General features: G+C 70.5%; 9 protein-coding genes and 1 pseudogene. 6 read left to right on the forward strand and 4 right to left on the reverse strand.

The genetic code is table 11. The features are described from left to right. Positions 1–28: 28 nt before the first annotated feature. The 3 genes from mutM to rpmB form a co-directional block, all read right to left on the reverse strand. Positions 29–847, reverse strand: a complete 819-nt coding sequence (gene mutM, locus G7A99_RS08250) for a bifunctional DNA-formamidopyrimidine glycosylase/DNA-(apurinic or apyrimidinic site) lyase (protein ID WP_163139468.1) — start codon at positions 845–847, stop codon at positions 29–31. Positions 848–943: 96 nt separating this feature from the next. Further along, complete coding sequence (gene rpmG, locus G7A99_RS08255) at positions 944–1,099, reverse strand: 50S ribosomal protein L33 (protein ID WP_018716619.1); 156 nt, start codon at positions 1,097–1,099, stop codon at positions 944–946. An 11-nt stretch (positions 1,100–1,110) separates the two neighbouring features. After that, a complete protein-coding gene (gene rpmB, locus G7A99_RS08260) occupies positions 1,111–1,347 on the reverse strand; it encodes a 50S ribosomal protein L28 (protein ID WP_018716618.1) in 237 nt (78 codons plus the stop codon). A gap of 235 nt (positions 1,348–1,582) precedes the next feature. Between rpmB and G7A99_RS08265 the strand changes: the two genes are divergently transcribed. The 5 genes from G7A99_RS08265 to G7A99_RS08285 all read left to right on the forward strand — a co-directional run bounded on the left by G7A99_RS08265 (position 1,583) and on the right by G7A99_RS08285 (position 5,618). Then, positions 1,583–2,020, forward strand: a complete 438-nt coding sequence (locus G7A99_RS08265; RefSeq protein WP_018716617.1) for an Hsp20/alpha crystallin family protein — start codon at positions 1,583–1,585, stop codon at positions 2,018–2,020. An 84-nt stretch (positions 2,021–2,104) separates the two neighbouring features. Beyond that, positions 2,105–3,052, forward strand: coding sequence for a DnaJ C-terminal domain-containing protein (locus tag G7A99_RS08270; RefSeq protein ID WP_163139470.1), 948 nt, complete (start codon positions 2,105–2,107; stop codon positions 3,050–3,052). A gap of 167 nt (positions 3,053–3,219) precedes the next feature. Then, the gene (locus G7A99_RS08275; RefSeq protein WP_018716615.1) at positions 3,220–3,882 is read left to right on the forward strand and encodes a protein-L-isoaspartate O-methyltransferase; all 663 of its coding nucleotides are present in this window, start codon (positions 3,220–3,222) and stop codon (positions 3,880–3,882) included. Positions 3,883–3,901: 19 nt separating this feature from the next. Continuing rightward, complete coding sequence (locus tag G7A99_RS08280; protein ID WP_018716614.1) at positions 3,902–4,219, forward strand: rhodanese-like domain-containing protein; 318 nt, start codon at positions 3,902–3,904, stop codon at positions 4,217–4,219. Between the two features lie 13 nt (positions 4,220–4,232). Further along, positions 4,233–5,618 (forward strand): TolC family outer membrane protein, encoded by a 1,386-nt coding sequence (locus tag G7A99_RS08285; RefSeq protein ID WP_018716613.1) that lies wholly within the window; start codon positions 4,233–4,235, stop codon positions 5,616–5,618. On the opposite strand, the gene waaA is transcribed toward G7A99_RS08285, so the two are convergent. Continuing rightward, the gene (waaA, locus tag G7A99_RS08290; protein WP_163139472.1) at positions 5,590–6,873 is read right to left on the reverse strand and encodes a lipid IV(A) 3-deoxy-D-manno-octulosonic acid transferase; all 1,284 of its coding nucleotides are present in this window, start codon (positions 6,871–6,873) and stop codon (positions 5,590–5,592) included. The two genes, G7A99_RS08285 and waaA, sit on opposite strands and share 29 nt — an antisense overlap. A 340-nt stretch (positions 6,874–7,213) precedes the next feature. On the opposite strand from waaA, the pseudogene G7A99_RS08295 reads away from it, so the two are divergent. Then, a pseudogene (locus tag G7A99_RS08295) lies at positions 7,214–7,548 on the forward strand (hypothetical protein); the annotation flags it as partial.

Genomic DNA, 7,548 nt, shown 5'->3' on the forward strand with positions numbered 1-7,548 from the left:
CTTGGTCAACGGGGAAACCGAAATCGGCTCAGCGCTGGCAGGTGGGGCAGTAGGTTGTGGTCCGCTGGGCGACGGTGATCTCGCGCAGGGGGTGGCCGCAGCGGCCGCAGGGGGCGCCGCCGTGACCGTAGGCGCGCAGGCGCTGGCGGAAGTAGCCGGGGCGGCCGTCCGCGTCGGTGAAGTCGCGCAGGGTGGTGCCGCCGGCGGTGATCGCCTCGCCGAGCACCGTGGCGATGGCGGTCGCAAGCCGGCGGTAGCGGTTGCGCGAGATCCGGCCCGCGGCGCGGGCGGGATGGATGCCGGCCAGGTACAGGGCCTCGGTGGCGTAGATGTTGCCGACACCCACCACCGTGGCGCTGTCCATGATGAACGCCTTGACCGGGGCGCGCCGGCCACGGGCGCGGGCGTGCAGCCGGTCGCCGTGGAAGTCCGGCCCGAGCGGCTCGGGCCCGAGGCGGGCGAGCAGCGGATGGGCCTCCGGGGCGCCGAGGACGTGGTGGAGGCTGCCGAAGCGGCGGGGGTCGTTGAAGCGCAGTACACGGCTGTCGTCGAGGGTGACGTCCACGTGGTCGTGCCGCTGTACCGGCGTCTCCGGCGGGACCACCCGCAGGCTGCCGGACATGCCCAGATGCCAGAGCAGGTGGCTGGTGTCGTCCAGGGCCAGCAGCAGGTACTTTCCCCGGCGCGAGACCGATTCGATCCGCCGGCCGGTCACCGCGGCCTCGATGCCGTCGGTCACCGGCCAGCGCAGACGCCGCTCGCGCACGGTCACGGCGGTGACGCGGGCATCGGCCAGGTGCGGCGCGAGGCCGCGCCGGGTGGTCTCGACTTCGGGGAGCTCGGGCATGCCGTGATGATACCCGTCCGCGTCCGCGCCCGGGCAAGAAAAAACCCGCCTCGGAGGGCGGGTTTCATCGCGGGCGCCGCCGGGGTGGCGGCGCTGCTACTTGAGCTTGGTCTCGCGGTAGGTCACGTGCTTGCGCACCACCGGATCGTACTTGCGGAACTCCATCTTGTGGGGGGTGTTCCGCTTGTTCTTGTCGGTGGTGTAGAAGTGACCGGTGCCGGCGGTCGAGACGAGTTTCACCTTCTCGCGCATGTCTGACCTCCTCAGACCCGTTCGCCACGCGCACGGATATCGTTGAGCACCTGATCGATGCCCTTCTTGTCGATGATCCGCATGCCCTTGGAAGATACCCGCAGCCGAACGAAGCGCTTCTCGCTCTCCACCCAGAAGCGGTGGAACCGCAGGTTGGGCAGGAAGCGCCGCTTGGACTTGATGTTCGAGTGCGAGACGTTGTTGCCCGTGGCCGGGCGCTTGCCCGTGACCTGGCAGACCTTCGCCATGGGAGCTGCCTCCTAGAATCCGTGACCGTGATGAGCCGGGAAACCTCTGATCAGGCCCGGGCGGCGACGCGCCTGATCGCAGGGTTCCCGAAAGATCGGCCTTTATACCAGCGCCCCCGCCGCGGTTCAAGCACCATCGGGCTTGAATTTACCGGGCGCGGGACACACATGAGCGATGAACGGCGCGCTCGGCGTGCCGCCATCGAGCCACAGGTCTATTCGACAGGAGGTGTTTATGGCCATTCGTCGCTACGAGCCCTGGGGGCTGCTCAACGAACTCTCCCGCGAGCTGGGCCGTCTGTCCGAGTCCGCGGAGACGGGGGACAGCTCCAGCCTGGCTACCAGTGACTGGACGCCTGCGGTGGATATCCGCGAGGAAACCGACCGTTACGTCATCCATGCGGACCTGCCCGGGGTGCGTCCGGAGGACATCGAGGTCCACATGGAGGGCGGCATGCTCAGCATCAGTGGTCGCCGGGAGTCCCACACGAACGAGGCCGGTGAAGGCTACAAGCGGGTCGAACGTGCCAGCGGCAGCTTCTCCCGGCGCTTCAGCCTGCCGGATACCGCCGATCCCAGCGGCATCACGGCACGTTGTGACCAGGGCGTGCTCGAGGTCAGCATTCCCAAGCAGGAGAAGACCCGGCCACGGCGCATTCAGGTCGAGGGCTGAGGTCGGGGAGGCGGCGGCGCGGGCGCCGCGCCGCCGTGCCGTGCCAGGGCACACCGGTAACGCGACTGAGGTGGCGAACAGGGCATGGAGTACAAGGACTACTACCGGATACTCGGGGTCGGACGGGATGCCGATGCGGACGAGATCAAGCGTGCCTACCGCAAGCTTGCCCGCAAGTACCATCCGGACGTCAGCAGCGAGCCCGATGCCGAGCAGCGCTTCAAGGAGGTTGCGGAGGCCTACGAGGTGCTGCGTGATCCCGAGAAGCGCCGCGCCTATGACGAGCTGGGCAGCGGCTGGCGCGAGGGCCAGGATTTCCGTCCGCCGCCGGAGTGGGAGTTCCATACCGGCGGCGGCCGTGGCGGCGCCGACTTCAGCGACTTCTTCGAGTCACTGTTCGGCGGCGGCCGTTCCCCGTTCGACGACATATTCGGCGGCGCCGCCCGGCAGCACGGCGGATTCTCGGTCCGCGGCCAGGATCAGACCGCGCGGTTGACCGTTTCGCTCGACGAGGCGTTCCACGGTGGCGCCCGTACCGTGCAGCTCGAGGGTGCCGAGCCCGATACCCAGGGCCGCATGCGGCGCACCCAGCGCAGCCTTCGCGTGCGCGTGCCCGCGGGGGTGACCAACGGTCAGCGCATCCGTCTCGCCGGCCAGGGGCAGCCGGGCATGGGGGGAGGCGAGCGCGGCGATCTCTATCTGGAGATCCATATCTCGCCGCACCACCAGTTCCACCTGCGCGGCCGGGACATCCACCTGGATCTGCCGGTAGCGCCCTGGGAGACCGCGCTGGGCGCGCGGCTGAAGGTGCCGACCCTGGGCGGTCCGGTGGACATGCGGATACCGGCCGGGAGCCAGGCGGGCAAGCGCCTGCGCCTGAAAGGGCGGGGGCTGCCCGGAGAGCCGCCGGGGGACCAGTACGTGACCCTGCGTATCGTTAACCCGCCCATGGATGACGACGCGGTGCGCGGTCTGTATGAACAGTTGCGCGACCGGTGCCGGTTCGACCCCCGGGCGAACATGGATTATTAGTGCGCTAATCGGTTGCCTGAAAGGGGTAAAGTGCTTACCCTTTGTCGACGCGCCGGCGGCGTCGGGCGGGCGTTCCGGACGACGCGCCGCGCTGGCGGGACGATGCTGCCGGGGCGGAGTCCCTCGATCCCTAATCCAACAAGGTCACTGGCGATGAGGATGCGCAAATGACCGACGTCAATCTCGAGCGCGCGCGCTACAACATGGTCGAGCAGCAGGTCCGCCCCTGGGAGGTGCTCAACGACCGCATCCTCTCGGTGCTCGAAGCGCTGCCGCGCGAGGATTTCGTGCCCGCGGCCCACCGCAACCTCGCCTATGCGGATCTCCAGCTTCCGCTGCCTCACGGCGAGGTGATGCTGGAGCCGAGGCTCGAGGCGCGGATGCTCCAGGCGCTGGACCCCCAGCCCGACGAGCGGGCCCTGGAGATCGGCACCGGCACGGGCTATTTCGCCGCGTGCCTGGCTCAGCTCGCCGGTGAGGTCACCAGCATCGACATCCACGAGGACTTCCGCGAGCTGGCCGGCGAGCACTTTGCCGCCGCCGGGGTCGGTGGTGTCAATCTGGAGGTGGGCGACGCCGCTGCCGGCTGGGACGACGGCCGGCGCTACGACGTGATTGCGGTCACGGGGTCGCTGCCGGAGCTCCATCAGGGCTTTCACCGCAGCCTCACCATCGGCGGCCGGGTATTCCTGATCGTCGGCCAGCCGCCGATCATGGAGGCGCTGCTGATTACCCGGGTCGGCGAGGACCAGTGGGCCAGCGAGAGCCTGTTCGACACCAGCGTGCCGCCGTTGCGCGGCGCCCGCGTCACGCCGCGGTTCCGTCTCTAGGGCGCGCGGGGACACTACCGTGCGATCGGTCAATGCCAGCGAACTCGCCGACTGGCTCGCAGGGGAGGCGCCCCCGCAGCTCATCGATGTGCGCGAGCCCTGGGAGCACGGGACCGCGAGTCTTGCGCAAGCGAGCCTGGTGCCCCTGGCGTTGCTGCCACAGCGCCTTGATGAGCTGTCCCGGGAACGGCCCACGGTTGTGATGTGCCACCACGGCGTGCGCAGTGCGATGGCCGCCGGGCTGCTCGAGCGCGCCGGATTCACAGACGTCATCAATCTTGATGGCGGGATAGACGCGTGGTCGGTCGAGGTCGACCCTGCCGTGCCCCGCTACTGACGGAGACCTGCCCATGAAACGAATTCTACTGGCCGTCGCCCTCGGCAGCCTGAGCCTGCCGGCGCTGGCTGCCGAGGACCTGCTCGACGTCTACCGCAACGCCCTGGACAGCGACCCGGTCTTCCAGCAGGCGCAGGCGCAGCTGCGTACGGCGGAGGAGGCCCTGCCGCAGGCCCGGGCACTACGGCTGCCGGAGATCGGTGTCGATGCCGCGGCCAAGCGCAACTATCAGGACACCAATATCGTCAACGGTCCTGAAGCCGACGATAGCTACAACTCGCTGACCTACGGCGTTCAGCTCAGCCAGCCGCTGTTCCGCTACTCGGACTTCCAGCAGCTCGACGTGGCGAAGGCGAACGTCGCCCAGGCCAAGGCGCGCTTCGCCTCCGCCGAGCAGTCGCTGATGACCCGCGCCGCGGAGCGCTACTTCGGCGTGCTCGACGCCCAGGTGGCGCTCGCCGCCGCCCGTGCACAGCTCAAGGCCATCCAGCGCCAGCTCGAGCAGGCCCGGGAGCGCTTCGACGTCGGTCTGATCGCGCGTACCGACGTGGAGGAGGCCAAGGCCCGCTACGATACCGCCCGTGCCTCGGTCATCCAGGCGGAGGACGACCTGGAGAGCGCCCGTGCCCAGCTGCGTGAGGTGATCGGAAAGCCCCCGGGGGAGCTCGCCCGGGTGCGCAGCGGTGTCGATCTCTCGGCGCCGCAGCCCGCGGACGAGGATGCATGGCGCCAGCGTGCGGAGGAGCAGAACTGGGAGCTCACCGCGGCACGCCAGGCCTCGAAGGCCGCCATGGAGAACGTCGACGTGGCCCGCGGGGGGCACTATCCGCAGGTCGACGCGGTGGCGAGCTACGGCGGCAGCCACACCGATGGCGGGGTGACCAGCGGTGCCACCTACGACGGTTCGGATAATCAGGAGCTCGCCGCCGGTATCGAGGTCACCGTGCCGCTGTACACCGGCGGGGCCACCAGCTCGCGGGTGCGTGAGGCGCAGTCGCAGTACACGGAGGCACGTGCCAGCCTGGAGGAGGTCCGCCGCTCGGTGACCCGCAACGCCGCCGACGCTTACCGCGGTGTGCAGACGGCCCTCGAGCGGGTGCAGGCCCTCGCGCAGTCCCGCGTCTCCACCAAGACGGCCCTGGAGGCGACCCAGGCCGGCTTCGAGGTCGGTACGCGTACCATCGTGGACGTCCTCGACGCCCAGCAGAATGTCTTCGAGGCAGAGCGGAACTATCAGCAGGCGCGTCACGCCTACCTGCTCAACACCCTGCGCCTCCAGCAGGCCGCCGGCGTGCTCTCAGAGGACGACCTTGCCTCGATCAACCGCCTGCTCTCAGCGAACGCGGCGCCGTACGTGAGCGAGGACGCGATCACTCCCGGGGAGAACTCCGCGGAGTAAGCGCCTCGATCAGCGCCACGGTGCGGCCCAGGGCTCCGCGGTGGGCGGCGACCACGCCCTCCGCGGCCTGGCCCGCCCGGATCCGGGCCCCGGAGTCGGTGAGCCACTCGATCACCGCCGTGGCCAGCCCCTCCGCATCCGTGACCGTGCGCGCGCCGCCCGCCTCGGTCAGCAGCTCGAATATCCGCGCGAAGTTGTGCACGTGGGGCCCGGTGATCACCGGGTGCCCCAGGGCGGCGGGTTCCAGCGGATTGTGACCGCCCACCGCCACCAGGCTCCCGCCCATGAAGGCGATATCCGCCGCGGCGAGCAGCGTTGGCAGCTCGCCCATGGTGTCTCCCACCAGCACGTCCACATTCGCCGCGTCGGTGGTCCCCGGGGTGCTGCGCCGGGCGAACCGGAACCCCTCCGAGCGGGTCAGCGCGGCGACACCGTCGAATCGCTCCGGGTGTCGGGGAACCAGCACGAGCACCGCGCCAGGAACGGCCTCCAGCACGCGCCGGTGCGCCGCGAGCGCGGCGGATTCCTCGCCTTCGTGGGTGCTCGCGGCGATCCACACCGCACGCGCCGGGCCGAGCAACCCGCGCAGTGCCTCCCCCGCCTGTCGCTGGGTCTCGTCCACGGGCTGGTCGAACTTCAGGCTGCCGGTGACGTGGAGTCGCACGGGGGAGGCCCCCAGCGCCCGGAACCGCTCGGCGTCCGCGTCGTGCTGCGCGGCGATCGCGGCCAGGCCGCGAACGGCCTCCGTGCCCAGCCGCCCGGTGCGGGCATAGCCGGCGGCGGAGCGCGCTGACAGCCGGGCGTTGGCGAGCACCAGCGGGATGCCGCGGGCGTCGGCCTCCGCGATGAGGTTGGGCCAGATCTCGGTTTCCATGAGCACACCCAGCGCCGGCCGCGTCCGTGCCAGGAAACGCCGTACCGCGCCGGGCGTGTCATAGGGGAGGTAGCAGTGGCGGACCCGGTCCCCGAAGAGCGCCCGCACCCGCTCCGAGCCCGTGGGCGTCGTGGAGGTGACCAGTACCGGCCGCTCCGGATGGGCCGCCATCAGCGCCTCGATCAGCCCGCGGGCGGCCACGGTCTCGCCGACGGAGACGGCGTGGACCCACACCGGCGCGCCGTCGATGGCCGGGCCGAAGCCGAAGCGTTCCCCCCAGCGCCGCCGGTAGGCGGGCGCGCGGCGGGAGCGCCACAACAGCCGGGAGAGGATCGCCGGGGTGGCGAGTCGCAGGGCGAGGGTATAAAGGGTACGCGGCATGGCGCACACTCTATCAATTCAGCGATCGGGGTGCGGTGGCATTCTACCGGCCCGGCGTGCGGGGGCTTGCGCCGAAGCGTTGCGGCCAGCCCGTGGCGATCACCGTTGCCCCGGCCGTGGAGGTCGGGGGGCGCGATGAGCGCCGCCGGACCGGCGAAGGCGGCGGCGTGCCGCGGTGCGCCCCGGGGATCGGCGTTCCATGCGGGCGTGCCGGTTTGCGGGGATACGCCGGATCAACGGGTCGTCGTGATTCGACGCTGCGATAGTCCGGTCAAGCACGCCGGGCGTCATCCGGCGCGTGCTGCCCGGGCCGGGGCACGTGCGGCCGCGGGAGGTGGTGATGCGAGCCGCGAGGTTAGTATACTCCGCGCTCCTGCCGATCGCTGTTGAATCGCCGATGGACCGCTCGCTGTTCGCGCCGCGCTACTGGTTGACCTGGCTGGGTATGGGGCTGCTGCGGCTGCTGGCGGCGCTGCCGTACCGGCTCGCCATGCGCGCGGGCGACGGGCTCGGCCTGCTCTCGTGGTACCTCGTGCCCTACCGTCGCCGCATCGTCGAGACCAACCTGCGGCTCTGCTTCCCGGATCTCACCGCCGCGCAGCGGCGCGATCTCGCCCGCCGGAACCTGTGCTATACAGGACGCGGACTGGTGGAGGTCGCGCTGGCGTGGTGGGG

The organism is Arhodomonas sp. KWT (assembly GCF_010993615.1).

Excerpts from the sequence above, each read along its gene's own strand:
- mutM (WP_163139468.1), bottom strand. The coding sequence starts at position 847 with ATGCCCGAGCTCCCCGAAGTCGAGACCACCCGGCGCGGCCTCGCGCCG.
- rpmG (WP_018716619.1), bottom strand. The coding sequence starts at position 1,099 with ATGCGCGAGAAGGTGAAACTCGTCTCGACCGCCGGCACCGGTCACTTC.
- rpmB (WP_018716618.1), bottom strand. The coding sequence starts at position 1,347 with ATGGCGAAGGTCTGCCAGGTCACGGGCAAGCGCCCGGCCACGGGCAAC.
- G7A99_RS08265 (WP_018716617.1), top strand. The coding sequence starts at position 1,583 with ATGGCCATTCGTCGCTACGAGCCCTGGGGGCTGCTCAACGAACTCTCC.
- G7A99_RS08270 (WP_163139470.1), top strand. The coding sequence starts at position 2,105 with ATGGAGTACAAGGACTACTACCGGATACTCGGGGTCGGACGGGATGCC.
- G7A99_RS08275 (WP_018716615.1), top strand. The coding sequence starts at position 3,220 with ATGACCGACGTCAATCTCGAGCGCGCGCGCTACAACATGGTCGAGCAG.
- G7A99_RS08285 (WP_018716613.1), top strand. The coding sequence starts at position 4,233 with ATGAAACGAATTCTACTGGCCGTCGCCCTCGGCAGCCTGAGCCTGCCG.
- waaA (WP_163139472.1), bottom strand. The coding sequence starts at position 6,873 with ATGCCGCGTACCCTTTATACCCTCGCCCTGCGACTCGCCACCCCGGCG.